Below are 17,207 nucleotides of genomic sequence, written 5' to 3' on the forward strand. Positions count from 1 at the left end.
GGCAAAGGAGTCACATGCAGCCGTCTTCCATCGCATTTGAAGGCTTGTTGTTGCGGCCGTTCGAGGATGCCGATGCCGCTGTGTTTGTCGAGGCGGTGCGGGAATCGGCGCAGAGCATCCGCCGCTGGATGCCATGGGCGTCGCATGACTACAGCACGGTGCAGGCGCTGGAATGGTTCGCCGCCTGCCGCGCCCAGCGTGATGCTGGCACGGCGTTGGAGTTCGGGATTTTCTGCCAGGACACCGGCGTCTTTCTGGGCGGAGCGGGCTTGAACGAAATCCGCCGCGAGCAGCGCTTTTGCAACCTCGGCTATTGGGTGCGGCAGTCCAGGCAAGGGCAGGGCATCGCACCGCGCTGCGTACGCGCGCTTGCCGCGCATGGTTTCGCCAATGAAGCGTTGCTGCGCATTGAAGTGGTCGTGGCGGTGGGCAACACCGCCAGCGAAAGAGTGGCGCTCAAATCCGGTGCCCAGCGCGAGGGGATAGCGCGCAATCGGCTGCTGATCAATGGACAGGCGGTGCCGGCGCATATGTTTTCGTTGATTCCGGGGTAGGGCGGGGTTTTTCTTTCCCCCTCTCCGCAACTCCGGCTTTGCGCCCCCTCTCCCCAACCCCTCTCCCGCGAGGGGAGAGGGGCTTCACAGCTGCAGTTGCAGGGAATGTTTCAACTTGAAGTGATCCGAGTCCCTCTCCCCTCGCGGGAGAGGGGTTGGGGAGAGGGGGAACAGCGCGCAAGCCAGCCACACCTACACCCACATCACCCCTACAACAGCGCCGCAATCACCCCCATCACCGGCAGCGTCAACGCCAACGGCACAATCCAGCGCGGTCGGTACGGGTACAGGCCAAAGGCAATCAGCAAGCCAGCGGCGGTCAACGCACCCAGCCACAGTACCGGCCCCAGCGCCCAGCCGTGGTTCCAGACACACAGGCCGAACGCCAGCGCCAGCACCACCCAACCCAGCCAACGCCATACACGCATGCGCCCGGCACTGTGCTGCGCCTTGCCATGCAACTCCTGCTGATGCTTGTCCATGGCCAGCGACAGCGCGGTGAAGCCCGAATACGACAGGGCGAGTGATAGCAGCATCATGCCGATGCCTCCGCTGCCGCTTGTTGGCGGCGTTTCTTTTCCGCCGCACTCAGTGCGGGTTGCCAGCGCTGCATGCGCAGGCCGCAATACCAGAGCATCGCGCCGAAGGCGAGCATGCACAGGTCAAAACCTGCCAACACCCAATCGCCTTGCAGCAACGTCACGCCCAGGTGTGCGTGCGTGGTCATAGCGTTGAGCAACGGAATCAGGGCGAACATCGCCGCACCCGCGTACAACTGCCAGGCCCACATCATCCGCTTGGGCCAGATGAAGGCAGCCAACAGCGAGGCGGCCCACGCATAGAAAAACACGTTGATTTCGGCGGCGCTGCGGTCGCTCATCTGCAGCGGCAGCAAACGATTGCCCCAGAAATACGCGGCGAAAGCGATCGGCAGGCCGGCAACGGTGCCGATGTTCAAGGCATCGACCAAGCGCAGGCCGAAGCCGGTCTTGCCGGATTTGGCGTGCTTGGGCCGCTCCTTCACCGCCCACAGCACCACGCCGCTGGCGACCATCAGGCAGCCGATCAAGCCGGACAGGAAGAACAGGGCACGCAGCCCCCAATCAGCGAAACGCGCCAGATGCAGGCCGTACATCACGCCGCGGGTGACGGTGGCACCACCGGCAGCGGGGCTGGCCTCGATCAGTTCACCGCTTACCGCGTTGTAACGCAGCGATGGCGTATCCACCGACAAGCGTTTGCCGTCGCGCTGGTGGATGTCGATCACGGCATTGGCCGCACCCGGCCGGTACAGCGTGAAACCGGAAACCTCCGCGCCGTTCCACTGCCTGCGTGCGCTGTCCATCAACTGTTGGATCGGCTGTGCGACCGCGGTGCCTTGTCCCGGAGATTCGACGTCAGCCATGCGCGCGAATGCCTCGCTGAAGAACGCATCCTCGTCCTTCGGATAGGCGGCATTCACGCCCCACGGCAGGTACATGAACATCAACGTGACGATGCCGGTGTAGGTGATCATGGCGTGGTACGGCAGTGCCATCACCGCGCTGACGTTGTGGAAATCCAGCCACGAGCGCAGGCCCTTCTGCGGGCGGAAAGTGAAAAAGTCCTTGAAGATCTTCTTGTGGGTGATGACGCCGGTGATGATTGCCACCAGCATGAACATCGCGCAGAAACCCACCAGGTAACGTGCCCACACCACCGGGATGTAGTGCAGGTCAAAGTGCACGCGGTAGAAGAAGTCGCCGCCGCGGGTTTCACGCGCGGTGACTTCGGCGCCGGTGTTCGGGTCAACAGTCGCATCACCAAAACGGCCACCGCCACGGCGCCGGCGCTTCTCGCCCTCGGCCGGCGGTTTGACCATGGATTCGGGGTTGCGCCAGAACATGCGCATGGCCGGGTTGCGCGCATCGGGCAGGGTGACGTTCCAGCTCTCGGCCTGCGGCGCCTTGTGCTGCAGGAAGCTGATGGCGCGTGTGGCGGCAGCGTCGGCACTGACGGTGCTGCGCGGCAGTTCCGGGCGCATCCAGCGGCTGATCTCCTCGCGGTAATAGCTGGCCGTGCCGGCCATGAAGATCAACAGCAGCAGCCAGCCGACCAGCAGGCCGGTCCAGGTGTGCAGCCAGGCCATGGATTGGCGGAATCCGTTCTTCATGACAGTGCTCCTGCCCATTCAGTGCCCAGCCAGAACAGCGCCGTGGGCATCAGGATGCCTACCCACGCGCGCAATGCGGTGCGGGTGGCGAAGGCCCACAGCGCCGCGCATGCACACAGCACGATGGCGACCAGCATGCCGGTCAATACGGCCTGGCTGCGTGGGATGGGCAGGGCAACGGCGAAGAACATCGAACACGTGGCGGCCAGCGCGTAGCCACCGAAGATGGCGGCAAGCGAGCGCGACAACACGCCCAGCCACGGGCGTGCGAGGAAGGTGCCGAAACGGGCGTGCCAGGAGCTGGCGAAAGGCGTGCTGTCCATGGGAACCTGCATGGTTGGATCACTACGGACGCCACCGGCACTGCCGGTGGCGTGGAATAAAAACGGCCGTCCCTGGCCGCCACTGCGCATGGCAGTGGTCTCCCTGGAGGGGATTACAGCTTCCAGCGCAGGCTCAGGCGCACGTTGCGCGGTTCGCCCCAGTTCACGCCGTCATAGAAGCCAACGTTGCTGTAGTACTTCTTGTCGAGCAGGTTGTTGATGTTCAACTGCGCGGAGAAGTTGTCGTTGAACTGGTAGCCGGCAAAGGCGTTGACCAGCACCACCGCGTCCTGGGTGATACGCGATTTGTAGGTCTTGCCACTGGTCAGGAAATCGTCGGCCGGGCGGTTGCTCATGCGCCAGATTTCGCTCTGCCAGGTCACGCCGCCACCCAGCGACAACCGGCTCCATGCGCCACCCGGACGCCAGCCCGTGTTGAGGCGGAACGTGTTGACCGGCGTGGTGGTGTTCTGACGCACACCCTGCTGGTTGCGGATGACGGTATGCGCGTAGCCGGCGGACAGGTTCCAGTGCTCGCTGATGCTGCCCTGGGCTTCCACTTCCCAGCCCTTGACCTCGTTGCCCTTGCCGGTGGAACGGTAGGCGGTTGAGCCATCCGGCAACGAGCCTTCGGGTACCGAATCATCCACTTCGGCAACGTTGTCCTTCTCGCCCTTGAATACCGCAGCCGATGCATTCAGGCGGCCGTCGAACAGTTCGGCCTTGACGCCGGCTTCCCACATGTCGCCGACCACCGGCTCCAGGTAGCTGTTGTTCTTGTCGCGGTAATTCTGCGGCTGGAAGATGTCGGTGTAGCTGGCGTAGGCGCTGAAGGATTTGTTGAAGTCGTAGATCAGGCCGGCGTAGGGCGTCAGCGAATCCTCCGGCTTGTAGCCACCGCGCTCGGTGCCCAGCAGTTTGCCGGAGGCATCGCGCTCGTAGCTCCAGTCGCGGGTTTCCCAGCTGCCATAACGTGCGCCCAGCACCGCCATCAGCGGGTCGGCCAATTGCAGGCGTGCGGCAACGTAGGCAGCGCGCTGCTTGAGTTCATCCCGCGAGGACAGCCAGTTGTAACGGTTGATCTGCAGCGGCGGCACGTTGCCGGTCCAGTGGCGCCAGTCCGGTACCAGCTCGTAGCCATCGGCGTAGTCAAAGTCCGAGCCTGGCACTTCGCCCTTGCGCACGGACTGGCCGACGCCAACCACCAGCTCATGCTCGCGGCCGAACAGCTTGAACGGGCCGCCGGCATTCACGTCGAACACCTGCATGTCGCCGCGTTCACCGAATGCGCCGATGAAGGCTTTCACGCCGGTGCCGTCCGCGCGCGGGTAGCCCGATGCGCCGTACCAGACTTCACCTTCGGTCTCGCGCTTGGAGCGGGTGTAGCTGGCCTTGATTGCCCAGTCGTGGCCCAGGCTCTGCTCGATCCGTGCAAAGGCACTTTTCTCGACGATGGGCCACTGGCTCCAGCGCGCCGACAGGTTGGTCGAGCGCGGCAGGTTGGCCGGTTTGCCGTCGGCTCCCCAGTACGGCACCACGCCCCAGGTGACGCCGGAGGTTTCCGGCGACTGGTATTCGTAGCCCACCTCAAACAACGTGCTGTCGCTCAGGTCGGCCTGGACGATGCCGTAGAACACGTTCTTGTCGAGGCGGTACACATCACGGAAGGAATCACTCTGCTGCTTGGCGGCGACAAGGCGCGCACGCACGCGGCCGTCCAATGCGACCGGGCCGCCGATGTCCGCTTCCAGACGCTGGTTGCCCCAGCGGCCAAGCACCAGGTTGGCGCTCATTGCGAATTCGTCGGTGGGGCGCTTGCGCACGTAGTTGATGGTGCCCGACGGATCGCCGGCGCCGGTGGTCAGGCCGGTGGCGCCGCGGACGACTTCGATGCGGTCGTAGATGACGCTGTCGTTGTTGGTCTTGATGTAGCCGCCGAAGGTATTGAGCATGCCATCGACCTGGAAATTGCTGATGTTGTAGCCACGCGACACGAAGTTGATGCGCTCGCTGTCGGTGACGGACACATGCACACCCGTGACCTGGCCCATCACGTCCGACATGGCGTACAGGCCCATGTCATCCAGGCGCTGGCGGGTGAGCACGGTGACCGACTGCGGCGTGTGGCGCAGTGACATATCCAGCTTGGTTGCCGTGCGTGCCTGCTTGACGGTGTAGGAGGTGGGGACATCGCCATCGGCGATGACCTTGACCGTATCCAGCGTGGTGGCACTGTTGGCGGGTGCGGCTTCGGCATGCGCATTGCTGACAAGCGCAATGGTCAACGCAGTGGACAACAGCGTGAGTTTGAGCGCAGACGTGGTGCGGGGGCGATGCATGGGCGTTTCCTCAGGTGGCGAAATGAAACGGGCCAGCGCTGAGGAATGCCCACGGCTTCGCCGCACGCCAAACGTGCGCATTGCCGGGGTAGGGTTCCCGTGTACTGCCCGCATGCACGGCGCGACTGCTCTGGGCATCTTCGCGCTGCGCTGATATGTCGTCGGGGGTACACGGGGCTGTGCGGGGATGCAGGGCATCCATGCCGCGAGAGGCTGGGCGTACGGCCTAGTTCGTAACGATAACCATTCTTATTTGTGAGGGCAAGCTAAATTGTCATCGCGCTGTCTTGAACTTTTTGGAATGGGTGCGTCGGGGGCTGTGGTGTGTGTTGCTCATGATTGGCGGGAGCATTCTCCCCTCTCCCCAACCCCCGCTCCGCGCCCCGGCCCTTGCGCTGACGCAAGGGCGTTCAAAGGAGGTACGAACCAATGGTTCGTAAGCACCACCTTTTCACCCCGCAAGGGGAGAGGGGCTAGCGTCACTTCGAGTTGAAGCATTCCTGGCAACTGCAGCTGTGAAGCCCCTCTCCCCTTGCGGGAGAGGGGTTGGGGAGAGGGGGGATGCAAAGCACATGCACCAACCTCAACCTCAGAACTTCAGCCAACCCGTAATCGCATGCAGCAGCAGGCCAATCAGCCCGCCGACCAGGGTGCCGTTGAAGCGGATGTACTGCAGGTCGCGGCCGACGCTCAGCTCCAGTTGCTCGACCAGTTTTTCTTCGTCCCACGCCTTCACCGTCTGGGCGATGTGCGTCGTGACGCCGTTGCGCAGGCGGTTGGTGAGTTTTTCCGCCCCCGCCAGCATGTGCTGGTTGAGGGCGTCGCGCAGTGCCGGGTCGTTGCCGATGGCCGCCCCCAGCTTGCCGAAGCTGCGTTCAAGGTGGCCGGCAAGCACCGAGTTTTCGCTGGATAGATCAGCGCGCAGGTAGTCGTGCACGCGCTGCCACAGGCCTTGCACGTAATCCTGCACGGCGGGGTGATCGATGACCTGTTGCTTGAGCGCATCCACCCGCGCAGCCAAGGCCGGATCGCCGCGCAGGCGCTGCATGTAGTCGCCCAGCCAGCGTGCGTAGTCCTGTCGCAGCGGGTGTTCGGGTTCGGACAGCACCGCCTGCAGTTCTTCCAGGCCGGCGCGCGCCAGGCGATCGGCCAGGGTGTCGCCAATCTCATCAATCGGTTTGACCCAATCCACGGTGCTGGCCAGCTTGGGCCATTCCTTGCGGATGTAGCGCACGATCAATGCCGAGGCGTGTTGACGCACGCTCTCCTTGTCCAGCCAACCGGCAACACGTTTGAGCCCTTCGTCGAGCACGCGCTGATGGCGGTTGTCGGCAGTGAGCAGGCCCAGCAGGTCGCCCGCGGTGGCCGCTGCATTCCATTGCCGCAGTTGTTCGACCACAAACCCCTGGATGGCCCGGCGCACGGCGGCCTCGTCCAGCAGGTCCAGCGCCTGTACCGCCCAGCCGCGTGCCATGGTTGCCAGCATGTGTGCCTGCTGCGGCTTTGCCAGCCACTCACCCAGGCGTGCGGCCGGGTCGAACACCTTGAGCTTGGCCAGCAGTGCTTCCGGTTCCAGGAAGTGGTCGCGCACGAACACGGCCAGGCTGTCGGCAATGCGCGCCTTGTTGCGCGGGATGATGGCCGTATGCGGAATCGGCAGGTTGAGCGGGCGCCGGAACAGCGCCACCACGGCAAACCAGTCGGCCAGGGCGCCGACCGTTGCGGCCTCGCAGAACGCGCCCACCCAGGCCCAGATGCCGCGCTCGCCATTGAGGTGGCTGACGATGAAACCGGCCAGCATGGCCAGCAGCATTGCCAGCGCGTACAGCTTCAGGCGGCGCAGTTGCGCACGGCGGGGATCATCGTCCTGCATGGCAGCGGTTACTCGTTGTCCTTGGCGCTCACGCTGCGGCGGAAGCAATGGTTGCCCGCCGGATGGGCCCATTCGCTGGCCAGGCCGCGCGGTGTTTCGTGGGCGCTGCTGGTATCGAACTGCGCGCACAACTCGTAGTGCGTGGCATCAAGCGCGCGGTAGACATAGTCCGGGCCGCCGGAGGGATCCTTGTAGGTGAGCAACATGCCCGGTTGCGCGACAAGGGCCAGGAGGTTGGGCGGCAGGGCATCGTTCTCGCGCCAGTAATTGTTGGCGGCAATCTCCAGCGTCTGCAGGTGCGACAGGCGTGCGCCATCCAGGCGCTTGAGCCGCTGCTGCGAGGGAGAGTCGATGACCCAGATGCCGGCCGCAATCGCCGCAGCGGTAACCAGGCCGGTGACCCAGAGTACGCGGGTGCCCCAGGCAGTAGGGTTCATGCGTTGACCTCCTCTTTGCGCAGGTCCCACAGGTAGTAACCGAACACCGTGCCGGCAATGGCGCCGACCACCAGCACCTTGAGCACGAAGCGCAGGCTCAGGTCGCCGCCGAGCAGGTTGAAGACCAGTGCGGTGAGGTCGCCGATCAACACGGCCGCGGCGACGAACAGGGTCAGGTAGGTCAGCCAGCGGCGCACCGGGGACAGGCGTTTGATCGGATTGCGCTTTACTTCACCGTTGACATGGCCGGCAACAAAGGCAAACACCGGGAAGGCGATCACCAGTGCCGAAATCGCCCAGCGGATGCCGCTGCCCAGGCGTGTCAGGCGCCAATCCGGATCGGCCGGGTCCGGCAGGGCGTACTCGATCAGCTGGAACAGCAGGCTGCCCAGGTTCCAGGCGAAGAAATACAGCGTGCTGAACAGCACCAGATAAAGAAACGCTTCGCGCGCGGACAGCGAGGCACGCGGGCGCGGCACCGGCAGGGCGAAATCCACCTGCGCCCAGCCCTCCAGCACGCCGTGTATCTGCTGCTCGCTCCAGCCGGCGGCCAACAGCGCGGTGCTGACCTGTTGGCGGCTGTGTCCGCGCATCAATGCTTCGCGGACGAAGAGTTCCAGTTCCGGTGATGCTGAGGCCATCGCTCATTCCTTGCAGGGCGTGGCGGCAGGGTAGGGCGTGGGCGAAGGGGGATCAAGCGTCGGCGGTTTCGCTGAACTCGGCCGATTCAGCAGGCACCAGGCGTGCGCGCAGGGCATCCAGTTCCATGCGCAGGGCCTGGTTTTCGGCGGTGAGCGAGGCCACGCGCTGGCGCAGTGCCTGCACTTCGGCGCTGTCGCTGGTGCGATCGAGGCCGTCGGTTTCGGTCGCGCTCAGTGGCTGCGTTTCATCGTTGTCTTCGCGCGCGGGCCTGGGCTTGCGCTTGGCATCGCGCACGCGCTTGGCGGCCTGCTTCAGCTCGTCCTTGCCGCCGCGTGCCGCCGCACGCTGTTCTTCCTCGGGCAGGCTGGCGACCGTGGCGGCAGCACTGAGCGAGATCGCCCCCACGCGCATCGCTTCGATCACCTCGGCGGTGGCGTGCTCATGGATCTTCTCGATCATCGTCACCTGGCTGGGGCTGAGCTTGGCCTCGCGGGCCAGGTCGGCCTTGGACAGCTTCGGTGCTGGTTCCCACGGCGGGCTGTCGTTGTCGGCGTCAGCGCCGGGTGCGGCCTCGCCTTCGCTTTCGCGGCGCAGTTGCTCCTGCTCGCTGCGGCGGCGGGCTTCCAGAATGTCGCGCTTGCGCAGGGCCAGCACGCCGCGCTGGTAGTCGGACACGCTGCGCCGGCCCAGGTGCTGCTCGATCATCCACAGGTGAACGTCGTCCATCGACTGGAAGCGCGTGTTCTGCACCGTATTGAACGGGATGTTGTGCTTGCTGCAGATGCCGTAACGGTTGTGGCCGTCGATCAGCACGTTGCCCCACAGCACCAGCGCGTCGCGACAGCCCTCGGCCAGCAGACTGCGCTCCAGCGCGTCATGCTCGTCCTGCGTGAGCGGGTCGATGTAGGCCTTGAGTTCTTCGTTGACGATGATGTCCATGCGGCTGCCGGTTGAAACGTGGGCCGGCATTGTAGTGATGCAGGGCGCTGCTGGGCCAATCCATCCGGGCCAGGAGGCGGGCTGGATTCATACCGCGTGTGCACCTGCGGCGTCGTACCATGCGCGTCTGCGGCCCGTCCGCCTTGCCGCGCAACAGGATTTCGCCATGACCAGCCCCCATCTCCGCGAACAATGGCAGACGCTCGCTGCCGGCCTGACCCTGCGTACCCGCGCATTCATTGACGGTCGCCATGTGGATGCAGCCTCTGGCGCGAGCTTTGCCTGCATCAGCCCGATTGACGGCCGCGTGCTGGCGCAGGTGGCCGACTGCGGGCAACTGGACATCGACCACGCGGTGGCCGCGGCGCGGCGCAGCTTCCAGGCCGGCCATTGGGCGAACCTGAAGCCGGGCCGGCGCAAACAGGTATTGCTGCGTTTGGCGGCGTTGGTGGAAAAGCATGCCGACGAACTGGCGCTGCTGGAAACGCTGGACATGGGCAAGCCCGTGGGCGAAGCGCGCAAGGTCGATATCGCCGGGGTGATCCGCTGTATCCAGTGGACTGCCGAAGCCGTGGACAAGCTCTACGGCGAAGTCGCGCCCACCGGCAGCAACGAGCTGGGCCTGATCACCCGCGAGCCGCTGGGCGTGGTCGGTGCCATCGTGCCGTGGAATTTCCCGTTGTTGATGGCCGCATGGAAAATTGCACCGGCCCTGGCGGCGGGCAACTCGGTGGTGCTCAAGCCCTCGGAAAAATCGCCGCTGAGTGCCCTGCGCTTTGCCGAACTGGTGGCCGAGGCCGGCCTGCCCGACGGCGTATTCAACGTGGTGCCGGGCAGTGGCAAGGGCGCGGGCGAACCACTGGCCTTGCACATGGACGTGGACGGGCTGGTGTTCACCGGCTCCACTGCGGTGGGCAAGCGGCTGCTGCAATGCGCCGGCCTGTCCAACATGAAACGCGCCTACATGGAATGCGGCGGCAAGAGCCCAAACATCGTGTTTGCCGATGCGCCGGACCTGGACAAGGCGGCCGCGGCGGCGGCCAGCGGCATTTTCTACAACCAGGGCGAGGTCTGCACCGCCGCATCGCGGCTGCTGGTGGAGCGCTCGATCAAGGACGAATTTGTCGCGCGGGTTGTCGAACACGGCCGCCACATGCAGCCGCGGCATCCCTTCGAACCCGATGCGCCGATGGGCGCGCTGGTGGACGAAACCCAGGCCGCGCGCGTGCTGGGTTACATCGACGAAGGCATAGCCGAAGGGGCCAGGCTGCTGCTGGGCGGCAAGCGCGCCGAGGTGGTGGAAGGCGGCTGCTATATCGAGCCGACGGTGTTTGACGAGGTTTCGCCGCAGCACCGCATCGCGCGGGAGGAAATCTTCGGCCCGGTGTTGTCGGTGATCGCATTCGACGGCGAGCAGCAGGCGCTGCAACTGGCCAATGACAGCGAGTACGGATTGGCCGCCGGCGTGTGGACGCGTGACATCTCGCGTGCGCACCGCGTGGCACGCGGCCTGCGCGCCGGCAGTGTTTGGGTGAATTACTGGGATGGCGGCGACATGAGCGCACCGTTCGGCGGTTACAAACAGTCCGGCAACGGCCGCGACAAATCCCTGCATGCCTTTGACAAGTACACCGAGATGAAAGCGACCTGGATCAACCTAGCTGATTGATTGGAACGGTGGCTGTGTGGCGTAAGCCGCGACGAATGCACTGCTTGATCTCCCTTCTCCCGTTTGCGGGGTGAAGGCATGCGGCTTACGAGCCACCGGCTCGTGCATGACTGAACGCCTCGCACACTATGCGAGGCCGGGGCGCGGAGCGAGGTGCCCCGCAGGGGCGGATGAGGGGGCGCTGTTGATTTTCATCCAGGGAAGCCTGGCGCCTGCTTCGTAACTTGTCCGCAGCGTATTCCTTGCGGCGACTTTGATCTTCCCCTCTCCCCAACCCCTCTCCCACAGGGGGAGAGGGGCTTCGTACATCACAGCGCCTGGATCAATCCCGCTTCTCGGCAATCACGTTGCCGCGCATCGGGCCCAGCTTCACTTTCACCCTCCCCGCGCTTGGCCAGGATTATTCGTTGTGCACGCGTACTGAATGCAACGTCAGTAAAGCGTTCGGTACGTGTGCATCGGCCTCACTTCTGGTCGTTCTGGGCGAGCCAGTCGATCCGCTGCCAAACGCCCTGCAATGCCAGCCCGCGCGCTCCAACAAGGGCAATAGGAACGATGTCGGCTGTAACCAGGCGGTGGCAGGCAGGGGCCGCATGGCAGACTTGGCGGCAACGCTCCCCAAGCCCGGACCATGTCGACTGCTGCCATTCCCGCCCCCTTGAACTCCCCCCGCCGCGTGCTGGCTGCAAGTCTGGTCGGCACCACCATCGAGTTCTTCGATTTCTACATCTACGCCACCGCGGCGGTGCTGGTGTTCCCCACGCTGTTTTTCCCGGAAAGCAGTGCCAATGCCGCGCTGCTGCAGTCGCTGGCAACGTTCGCGGTGGCGTTCATCGCCCGGCCGGTGGGCTCGGCGTTGTTCGGCCATTACGGCGACCGCATTGGCCGCAAGGCCACCCTGGTCGCGGCACTGTTGACCATGGGCCTGTCCACGGTGGCCATCGGCCTGTTGCCGACCCATGCCGACATCGGCCTGTGGGCGCCGATCCTGCTGGCGCTGTGCCGGTTTGGGCAGGGCCTGGGTCTGGGCGGCGAGTGGGGCGGGGCGGTGTTGCTGGCGACCGAGAATGCGCCGCCGGGCAAGCGTGCGTGGTACGGCATGTTCCCGCAGTTGGGGGCGCCGCTGGGTTTTTTGCTGTCGGCGGGCACGTTCCTGCTGCTGGGCAAGGCGATGGACGATGCGAGCTTCCTGGCGTGGGGCTGGCGCGTGCCGTTCATCGCCAGCGCATTGCTGGTGGTTGTTGGGCTGTGGGTGCGGCTCAATATCCACGAGACGCCGGATTTCCAGAAGGCGCTGGACAGTGGCAAGCGCGTGCGCTTGCCGATGCGCGAGGTGCTGGTGAACCATGGTTTTGCGGTGGTGGTGGGCACGCTGGCGGCGTTTGCCACCTTCGTGTTGTTCTACCTGATGACGGTGTTCACGCTCGGCCATGGCACCTCGGTACTGCACTATGCGCGGGAAGATTTCCTGCTGCTGCAGATGATCGGCATCCTGTTCTTTGCCGCCGGCATCCCGCTGGCCGCGCTGTACGGCGACCGCCACGGCACGGTCAAGGCAATGCTGTGGGCTACCGTGGCGATCTTCATTTTCGGCTTGTTGTTCCAGCCGTTGTTCCAGGCCGGGCATCCGTTGCAGGTATTGCTGTTCCTGTCGCTGGGCCTGTTCCTGATGGGCCTGACCTACGGCCCGTGCGGCACCATGCTGGCCAGCCTGTACCCGGTGCAGGTGCGCTATACCGGGTCATCGTTGTCCTTCAACCTGGCCGGCATTCTTGGTGCGGCGCCCGCGCCGTATGCGGCGACATGGTTGGCCGGCAAGTTTGGCATTGCCGCGGTGGGCGGTTACCTGTGCGTTACCGCGCTGGTGACGGCCTGGGCGCTGTGGGCCATTGGCCGGCGCCAGAAACGCGAGGCTGGGGGAGCGCCGTAAGTCGCCTTGCCCTGCATCCCACACAAAGATGGAAGGCGGTGCCGGCTTGCGGCGCCCCCGCAGCAGCGGGGGGCAGGAATGGCGCGGCGGTGTGCTTTCCGGGGGAGGGGCAGCCGCGTCGTTCCCGCGCAGGGGGTCAGCGGAAAATCCGCTTCAGGGTGCGGCCCAGCCAGCTGCCTTCCTGGTGTTCGCGGGCAAACTGGTTGAGGTGGCGCTTGACCTGTTCGGCATAGGCCTTGTCGTCGCCGCGGATGTGGTTGAACAGCCAGCGCGAGAGCATGTTGCGCAGTTCGTCGGTGACATCTTCGCCGGCCTGGAAGCGCAGGCGGTATTCGGCCACGCGCTTGCCAAAGACTTCATGCACGCGCTTGTGGGCAGCGCAGAACGGGTAGCCGGCTTCTTCCATCAGCTCTTCTTCAAAGGCGAAGTGCGACATGGTGTAGTCCACCAGTTCGTCGATCACCTCGGCCACGGCCATGCGTTCCAGGCTCTTCTGGGCCACATGCAGGTGGTTGAGCATCTCCACGATGCGCATGTGCTGATGGTCGATGACCTCCACGCCCGTGTTGAGATCATCCTGCCAAACCAGTAGTGCCATCGTAGATCCTCCCTGTGAAGTGCTTGGATTGCACTTTAGGTGTGGGCCCGGTGGCGCGCGTTGATCTGGATCAAAGCAGGAAAGTGCTCAGTCTTGGCCTGCGCTGCACACGCGGTTGCGTCCACCGGCCTTGGCCAGATAGAGCTGGCGGTCGGCCTCGGTGATGAGCTGGTGCAGGTTGCCGCGGCGTGCGGGCATGCGGCAGACGCCGATGCTGACGGTCATGGTCAGGGTCTTGTCGCCCAGCTGCAGGCTCAGCGCTTCGACGGCATGCCGCAGTTGTTCAAAGTGGCGGGTGCTGGCGGTTTCATCCAGCCCGTTGACCAGCAGGCAGAACTCCTCGCCACCAAAGCGTGCGCTGATGTCGGACGGGCGCGTATGTGCCTGCAGGATGCTGGCCACCGCGCGGATGGCCTGGTCGCCGGCTTCATGGCCAAGGCTGTCGTTGATGTGCTTGAAGTGGTCGATATCCACCATGGCCACGGCCACCTCATTGCCACCGACTGCCTGGGCCAGCTGGCGCTGGCTGTTTTCCAGGAAGCTGCGGCGGTTGGGCAGGCCGGTGAGGAAGTCGCGGGTGGCCAGGTCCTGCAAGGTGCCGATCAACTCCAGCTGGTCCACGTTCTGTGAGACGCGGCAGAAGAACTCCTCGCGCGAGAACGGCTTGCGCAGGAAATCATTGGCACCGTTCTTGAGGAAGCGTGGAATCAGCGACGGATCGGAATTGCCCGAAATGCCGATCACCGCCACCTTGTCGCGGGCGCGCAGGGCACGCAGCCGGCGGGTGAGCTCCACGCCCTCCATGCCCGGCATTTCCTGGTCCACGATCACCAGGCGGATGGCCGGATCGGCCTCCAGTGCGCGCAAGGCCGCGGCACCATCGGCGGCCTCGCTGACGTGGTGGCCGTACATGCCCAGCAATGCAGCGGCGTAGGAGCGGGCCGAGGGGGAATCGTCCACCACCAATGCCGAAATACGGCGGTTGCGCTCCATCCGCTGCACCAGCCACACCAGGTAGTCGATGCTGCCGGGGGTGTTTTTCAGCACGTAGTCGATGATCTGCTGCTGCAGCACGCGCTTGCGCAGGTCTTCGTCGTAAACACCGCTGACCACGATGGTCGGCAGGCCACGGCCGACGAAATAGTCCACCACCTGGTCGCGGTCGCCATCGGCCAGCACCAGCCCGGTCAGTACCAGGAACCAGCCATCCTCACGATCCAGCAACTCTCCGGCCTCGGCCAGGCTGAAGGCCACGCTCACGGGCAATTCCAGGCGCTGCTCGATGGCCTCGCGCAGCATCGTGGTGAACGTGCGGGAGTTCTCCACCAGCAGGATGCGCTGCGGGAGCGGGGCGATCGACGGACCGTCGAAGCTCTGTGACGGTGCGGCCATGGGGGTAAGGCTGATGGTCATCTGCAACATGTAGCGACCGGCGGGCAAAAAACTTTAGCGGCAGAACCCACCGCGCAAACGCAGGCTGGGATGGAAGCCCCGCCTGCGATGCCGCGAATCCCCAATTCCCGCCTCATCCCAGCAGGTCGCGCAGCTTGTACCAGGACATGGCCGCCACCAGCAGCGGCATGCGCAGCGCCTTGCCGCCGGGGAATACGCCGTGCGGAATTTTCTCGAACACATCCAGCCTGGCCGATTGCCCGGCAATGGCCTCGGCAATCACTTCACCGGCCAGGCCGGCGCTGGCGACGCCATGGCCGGAAAAACCCTGCGCGAAATAGATTTGGGGCGTGAGCCTTCCCCAGTGCGGGGCGCGGTTGCGGGTGATGTCGATATAGCCACCCCACACATAGTCCAGCTCCACATCGGCCAGCTGCGGAAAGACGCGACGCATGCGCCGGGTCATGCTGGCGCGCAGGCCGGGCGGTGGCAGCGCGGAATAGTTGGCCTGGCCGCCAAACAGCAAGCGGTGGTCGCGGCTGAGGCGGAAGTAGTCCAGCGCCCAGTTCACATCGGCCACGGCCATGTCGTTGCGGATCAGCGCCCTGGCGCGCCCGGCGCCCAGCGGCTGGGTGGCGCCGATATAAGTGCCCACCGGCATCATCCGGGTTTCCAGCTCCGGGGCGATGCCCTGCAGCCAGGCGTTGCCGGCCAGCACCACGAAATCGGCATCCACGCGGCCCTGCGCGGTGATCAGCGCCGGTTGCGCGCCGCGCTGCATCCGCGTCACCGGGGAATGCTCGTGGAGGGTCACGCCCGCCGCTTCGGCCGCGCGCGCCAGCCCCTGTGCATAGGCCAGCGGATGCAGGTGACCACTGGCGGCGTCGTACATCGCACCGAGGTAGCGGTCGCTGGCCAGTTCCTGCTGCAGGCGGCTGCGGTCCCACCATTCCAGCGGATAGTCGTAACGCTGTGCCATGCGTTCAATGTCCGCACGCAGGGCGCGCTCCTGGCGCGGGTGGATCGGCACGCTGGCGTGGCCGTCGCGCCAATCGCAGTCAATGTGGTGCCGGGCGATGCGCTGCTTGAGCATCCGCATGCCGTCGCGCGAGAAATCAAACAGCAGGCGTGCATCGGCATCGCCGACCAGCTTTTCCAGCGTGTCCTGCTCGCAGCCATAGCCGACGATGGCCTGGCCGCCGTTGCGGCCGGACGCCCCCCAGCCCACGCGCTCGGCTTCCAGTACGGTGACTTTGTAGCCTTTCTCGGCCAGGGCCAGTGCAGCGGTCAGGCCGGTATAGCCGGCGCCGAGTACGGCGACATCGGCACGCGCCTGGCCACGCAGCGGCGCGCGCGCGGGCAGTTCCGGCTGGCTGCTGGCGTACCAGCTGGGTGGGTAGGCAGGCGGTGGGGTGGCCACGGACATCGGGTGGATGGGTTCGGCGGGGGGGCAAGTGTAACGGCCGGGCTGTGTGCGCCAAGCGCACACATTGGACCAGCGCAGCCATTGTGTCGTGTGACATTTGAATGGCAGATGCCGTGCGGTTGCCTAAATGCAGGGCCGGGGGTAGCGTGCCTGCACGTCTTCCGAGCTTGACGCATGACCACCCTGCCGCTGGTCGGCCTGCCTACCGACAGCAAACCGATTGGATCGCACCCGTTCCTCGTGGTCGGTGAAAAATATGTGCGGGCCGTGGTTGAGGCCGCCAACGCGACGCCATTGATACTGCCGCTGCTGCAGCCGCCGCTTCCGGCCGCGGCCTGGTTGCGACAACTGGATGGCCTACTGCTGACCGGCGCCACCAGCAATATCGAGCCGCACCATTACGCGGGCGGCGCCAGTTGGCCGGGCAATCCGCATGATCCGGCGCGCGATGCCAATGTGTTCGGGCTGCTGCCGCAGGCGCTGGCGATGGGCCTGCCGGTGCTGGCCATCTGCCGGGGCTTCCAGGAGGTCAACGTCGCTTTCGGTGGCAGCCTGCACCCGAAAGTGCACGAGGTCGCAGGGCTGGCCGATCATCGTGAAGACCCGGATTCACCGCTGGACGTGCAATATGGCCCGGCCCACGCACTGAAACTGGTGCCGGGTGGGCTGTTGGCCGGCATTGCCGGCGGCACCCGGGTGAGCGTCAACACCGTGCATGGGCAGGGCGTTGCGCGCCTGGGTGAGGGGCTGCAGGTTGAAGCCCGCGCCCCCGATGGGCTGATTGAGGCCTTCCGCGGCCCCGGCCCGGGTTTTCTGCTCGGAGTGCAGTTCCATCCAGAGTGGCGGGTGCGTGAAAACCCGTTTTACCTGGGCATTTTCCAAGCCTTCGGCGAGGCCTGTCGCCGTTACCAGATGCAAAAACAACAAAGCTGA

The 17,207-nt window shown here is 65.1% G+C and carries 15 protein-coding genes; 4 read left to right on the top strand and 11 right to left on the bottom strand.

Going from position 1 to position 17,207, the window contains the following annotated elements:
* Positions 1 to 14 precede the first annotated feature (14 nt).
* Positions 15 to 554, top strand: coding sequence for a GNAT family N-acetyltransferase (locus ACVOLO_RS03750; RefSeq protein WP_481568943.1), 540 nt, complete (start codon positions 15 to 17; stop codon positions 552 to 554).
* Positions 555 to 763: 209 nt separating this feature from the next.
* On the opposite strand, the gene ACVOLO_RS03755 is transcribed toward ACVOLO_RS03750, so the two are convergent.
* The 8 genes from ACVOLO_RS03755 to ACVOLO_RS03790 all read right to left on the bottom strand — a co-directional run bounded on the left by ACVOLO_RS03755 (position 764) and on the right by ACVOLO_RS03790 (position 9,259).
* The gene (locus ACVOLO_RS03755) at positions 764 to 1,093 is read right to left on the bottom strand and encodes a DUF3325 domain-containing protein (RefSeq protein WP_481568944.1); all 330 of its coding nucleotides are present in this window, start codon (positions 1,091 to 1,093) and stop codon (positions 764 to 766) included.
* Complete coding sequence (locus tag ACVOLO_RS03760; protein ID WP_481568945.1) at positions 1,090 to 2,706, bottom strand: PepSY-associated TM helix domain-containing protein; 1,617 nt, start codon at positions 2,704 to 2,706, stop codon at positions 1,090 to 1,092. Before ACVOLO_RS03760 ends, ACVOLO_RS03755 begins: the two co-directional genes overlap by 4 nt.
* A complete protein-coding gene (locus ACVOLO_RS03765; protein ID WP_481569030.1) occupies positions 2,703 to 3,029 on the bottom strand; it encodes a DUF3649 domain-containing protein in 327 nt (108 codons plus the stop codon). The genes ACVOLO_RS03760 and ACVOLO_RS03765 overlap by 4 nt, the downstream gene beginning before the upstream one ends.
* 113 nt (positions 3,030 to 3,142) lie before the next feature.
* On the bottom strand, positions 3,143 to 5,368 hold the full coding sequence (locus ACVOLO_RS03770) for a TonB-dependent siderophore receptor (RefSeq protein WP_481568946.1): 2,226 nt from the start codon (positions 5,366 to 5,368) through the stop codon (positions 3,143 to 3,145).
* A 589-nt stretch (positions 5,369 to 5,957) separates the two neighbouring features.
* Positions 5,958 to 7,241 (bottom strand): DUF445 domain-containing protein, encoded by a 1,284-nt coding sequence (locus ACVOLO_RS03775; RefSeq protein WP_481568947.1) that lies wholly within the window; start codon positions 7,239 to 7,241, stop codon positions 5,958 to 5,960.
* 8 nt (positions 7,242 to 7,249) lie between these two features.
* Complete coding sequence (locus tag ACVOLO_RS03780) at positions 7,250 to 7,678, bottom strand: hypothetical protein (protein ID WP_481568948.1); 429 nt, start codon at positions 7,676 to 7,678, stop codon at positions 7,250 to 7,252.
* Positions 7,675 to 8,319 (bottom strand): DUF5671 domain-containing protein, encoded by a 645-nt coding sequence (locus tag ACVOLO_RS03785; protein ID WP_481568949.1) that lies wholly within the window; start codon positions 8,317 to 8,319, stop codon positions 7,675 to 7,677. The genes ACVOLO_RS03780 and ACVOLO_RS03785 overlap by 4 nt, the downstream gene beginning before the upstream one ends.
* 52 nt (positions 8,320 to 8,371) lie before the next feature.
* A complete protein-coding gene (locus ACVOLO_RS03790) occupies positions 8,372 to 9,259 on the bottom strand; it encodes a ParB N-terminal domain-containing protein (protein ID WP_481569031.1) in 888 nt (295 codons plus the stop codon).
* Between the two features lie 166 nt (positions 9,260 to 9,425).
* On the opposite strand from ACVOLO_RS03790, the gene ACVOLO_RS03795 reads away from it, so the two are divergent.
* The gene (locus ACVOLO_RS03795; protein ID WP_481568950.1) at positions 9,426 to 10,928 is read left to right on the top strand and encodes an aldehyde dehydrogenase; all 1,503 of its coding nucleotides are present in this window, start codon (positions 9,426 to 9,428) and stop codon (positions 10,926 to 10,928) included.
* 631 nt (positions 10,929 to 11,559) lie between these two features.
* Positions 11,560 to 12,858: an MFS transporter gene (locus ACVOLO_RS03800; protein ID WP_481568951.1), complete on the top strand. Its 1,299-nt coding sequence runs from the start codon at positions 11,560 to 11,562 to the stop codon at positions 12,856 to 12,858.
* Positions 12,859 to 12,994: 136 nt separating this feature from the next.
* On the opposite strand, the gene ACVOLO_RS03805 is transcribed toward ACVOLO_RS03800, so the two are convergent.
* The 3 genes from ACVOLO_RS03805 to ACVOLO_RS03815 form a co-directional block, all read right to left on the bottom strand.
* Positions 12,995 to 13,456 carry a bacteriohemerythrin gene (locus ACVOLO_RS03805; RefSeq protein ID WP_481568952.1) on the bottom strand — a complete coding sequence of 154 codons (462 nt, stop codon included), beginning with the start codon at positions 13,454 to 13,456 and terminating at the stop codon, positions 12,995 to 12,997.
* An 87-nt stretch (positions 13,457 to 13,543) separates the two neighbouring features.
* Positions 13,544 to 14,848 carry a sensor domain-containing diguanylate cyclase gene (locus tag ACVOLO_RS03810; RefSeq protein ID WP_481569032.1) on the bottom strand — a complete coding sequence of 435 codons (1,305 nt, stop codon included), beginning with the start codon at positions 14,846 to 14,848 and terminating at the stop codon, positions 13,544 to 13,546.
* A gap of 133 nt (positions 14,849 to 14,981) precedes the next feature.
* Entirely contained in the window at positions 14,982 to 16,274 is a 1,293-nt protein-coding gene (locus ACVOLO_RS03815) for an NAD(P)/FAD-dependent oxidoreductase (protein ID WP_481568953.1), read from the bottom strand.
* A gap of 174 nt (positions 16,275 to 16,448) precedes the next feature.
* On the opposite strand from ACVOLO_RS03815, the gene ACVOLO_RS03820 reads away from it, so the two are divergent.
* The gene (locus ACVOLO_RS03820) at positions 16,449 to 17,207 is read left to right on the top strand and encodes a gamma-glutamyl-gamma-aminobutyrate hydrolase family protein (protein ID WP_481568954.1); all 759 of its coding nucleotides are present in this window, start codon (positions 16,449 to 16,451) and stop codon (positions 17,205 to 17,207) included.

The sequence above is a fragment of the Stenotrophomonas sp. STEN056 genome (genome assembly GCF_056759635.1).

Coding starts and splice junctions, on each gene's coding strand:
- ACVOLO_RS03800 (WP_481568951.1), top strand. CDS start 11,560: ATGTCGACTGCTGCCATTCCCGCCCCCTTGAACTCCCCCCGCCGCGTG.
- ACVOLO_RS03760 (WP_481568945.1), bottom strand. CDS start 2,706: ATGAAGAACGGATTCCGCCAATCCATGGCCTGGCTGCACACCTGGACC.
- ACVOLO_RS03795 (WP_481568950.1), top strand. CDS start 9,426: ATGACCAGCCCCCATCTCCGCGAACAATGGCAGACGCTCGCTGCCGGC.
- ACVOLO_RS03810 (WP_481569032.1), bottom strand. CDS start 14,848: ATGGCCGCACCGTCACAGAGCTTCGACGGTCCGTCGATCGCCCCGCTC.
- ACVOLO_RS03805 (WP_481568952.1), bottom strand. CDS start 13,456: ATGGCACTACTGGTTTGGCAGGATGATCTCAACACGGGCGTGGAGGTC.
- ACVOLO_RS03785 (WP_481568949.1), bottom strand. CDS start 8,319: ATGGCCTCAGCATCACCGGAACTGGAACTCTTCGTCCGCGAAGCATTG.
- ACVOLO_RS03780 (WP_481568948.1), bottom strand. CDS start 7,678: ATGAACCCTACTGCCTGGGGCACCCGCGTACTCTGGGTCACCGGCCTG.
- ACVOLO_RS03815 (WP_481568953.1), bottom strand. CDS start 16,274: ATGTCCGTGGCCACCCCACCGCCTGCCTACCCACCCAGCTGGTACGCC.
- ACVOLO_RS03790 (WP_481569031.1), bottom strand. CDS start 9,259: ATGGACATCATCGTCAACGAAGAACTCAAGGCCTACATCGACCCGCTC.
- ACVOLO_RS03750 (WP_481568943.1), top strand. CDS start 15: ATGCAGCCGTCTTCCATCGCATTTGAAGGCTTGTTGTTGCGGCCGTTC.
- ACVOLO_RS03820 (WP_481568954.1), top strand. CDS start 16,449: ATGACCACCCTGCCGCTGGTCGGCCTGCCTACCGACAGCAAACCGATT.
- ACVOLO_RS03770 (WP_481568946.1), bottom strand. CDS start 5,368: ATGCATCGCCCCCGCACCACGTCTGCGCTCAAACTCACGCTGTTGTCC.
- ACVOLO_RS03765 (WP_481569030.1), bottom strand. CDS start 3,029: ATGGACAGCACGCCTTTCGCCAGCTCCTGGCACGCCCGTTTCGGCACC.
- ACVOLO_RS03775 (WP_481568947.1), bottom strand. CDS start 7,241: ATGCAGGACGATGATCCCCGCCGTGCGCAACTGCGCCGCCTGAAGCTG.
- ACVOLO_RS03755 (WP_481568944.1), bottom strand. CDS start 1,093: ATGATGCTGCTATCACTCGCCCTGTCGTATTCGGGCTTCACCGCGCTG.